A 1,504-nucleotide genomic window follows, 5' to 3' on the forward strand; every position below is an offset into this window, starting at 1 on the left:
AAGCTTGCTTTCTTTGCTGACGAGCGGCGGACGGGTGAGTAATGCCTGGGAAATTGCCCTGATGTGGGGGATAACCATTGGAAACGATGGCTAATACCGCATGATGCCTACGGGCCAAAGAGGGGGACCTTCGGGCCTCTCGCGTCAGGATATGCCCAGGTGGGATTAGCTAGTTGGTGAGGTAATGGCTCACCAAGGCGACGATCCCTAGCTGGTCTGAGAGGATGATCAGCCACACTGGAACTGAGACACGGTCCAGACTCCTACGGGAGGCAGCAGTGGGGAATATTGCACAATGGGCGCAAGCCTGATGCAGCCATGCCGCGTGTATGAAGAAGGCCTTCGGGTTGTAAAGTACTTTCAGTCGTGAGGAAGGGGGTATCGTTAATAGCGGTATTCTTTGACGTTAGCGACAGAAGAAGCACCGGCTAACTCCGTGCCAGCAGCCGCGGTAATACGGAGGGTGCGAGCGTTAATCGGAATTACTGGGCGTAAAGCGCATGCAGGTGGTTTGTTAAGTCAGATGTGAAAGCCCGGGGCTCAACCTCGGAGTTGCATTTGAAACTGGCAGGCTAGAGTACTGTAGAGGGGGGTAGAATTTCAGGTGTAGCGGTGAAATGCGTAGAGATCTGAAGGAATACCGGTGGCGAAGGCGGCCCCCTGGACAGATACTGACACTCAGATGCGAAAGCGTGGGGAGCAAACAGGATTAGATACCCTGGTAGTCCACGCTGTAAACGATGTCTACTTGGAGGTTGTGGCCTTGAGCCGTGGCTTTCGGAGCTAACGCGTTAAGTAGACCGCCTGGGGAGTACGGTCGCAAGATTAAAACTCAAATGAATTGACGGGGGCCCGCACAAGCGGTGGAGCATGTGGTTTAATTCGATGCAACGCGAAGAACCTTACCTACTCTTGACATCTACAGGATCCTGCGGAGACGCGGGAGTGCCTTCGGGAACTGTAAGACAGGTGCTGCATGGCTGTCGTCAGCTCGTGTTGTGAAATGTTGGGTTAAGTCCCGCAACGAGCGCAACCCTTATCCTTGTTTGCCAGCGAGTAATGTCGGGAACTCCAGGGAGACTGCCGGTGATAAACCGGAGGAAGGTGGGGACGACGTCAAGTCATCATGGCCCTTACGAGTAGGGCTACACACGTGCTACAATGGCGCATACAGAGGGCTGCAAGCTAGCGATAGTGAGCGAATCCCAAAAAGTGCGTCGTAGTCCGGATTGGAGTCTGCAACTCGACTCCATGAAGTCGGAATCGCTAGTAATCGTGGATCAGAATGCCACGGTGAATACGTTCCCGGGCCTTGTACACACCGCCCGTCACACCATGGGAGTGGGCTGCAAAAGAAGCAGGTAGTTTAACCTTCGGGAGGACGCTTGCCACTTTGTGGTTCATGACTGGGGTGAAGTCGTAACAAGGTAGCGCTAGGGGAACCTGGCGCTGGATCACCTCCTTACGTAAAGATTGTGCATTGATGAGTGTTCACACAGATTGA

At 53.9% G+C, this 1,504-nt stretch carries 1 rRNA gene; it reads left to right on the forward strand.

The features are described 5' to 3' along the window. Positions 1-1,465, forward strand: a 16S ribosomal RNA gene (locus tag CAG58_RS01790); the annotation flags it as partial. Positions 1,466-1,504 lie beyond the last annotated feature (39 nt).

It is taken from the genome of Vibrio sp. V31_P5A7T61, from assembly GCF_009904895.1.
GTDB lineage: Bacteria > Pseudomonadota > Gammaproteobacteria > Enterobacterales > Vibrionaceae > Vibrio > Vibrio metschnikovii.